Consider the following 213-nt stretch of genomic DNA (forward strand, 5'->3'; position numbering starts at 1 on the left):
CTTTCCGTCCTGTCGCGGGTAACCTGCATCTTCACAGGTACTATAATTTCACCGAGTCTCTGGTTGAGACAGTGCCCAAATCGTTACACCTTTCGTGCGGGGCGGAACTTACCCGACAAGGAATTTCGCTACCTTAGGACCGTTATAGTTACGGCCGCCGTTTACTGGGGCTTCAGTTCAGAGCTTCGCTTACGCTAACCCCTCTCCTTAACC

1 rRNA gene is annotated in these 213 nt (G+C 52.1%); it reads right to left on the minus strand.

Going from position 1 to position 213, the window contains the following annotated elements:
- Positions 1–213, minus strand: a 23S ribosomal RNA gene (locus MR160_RS34690); the annotation flags it as partial.

This window comes from Bacillus cereus group sp. BfR-BA-01382 (genome assembly GCF_022663475.1).
GTDB lineage: Bacteria > Bacillota > Bacilli > Bacillales > Bacillaceae_G > Bacillus_A > Bacillus_A thuringiensis_S.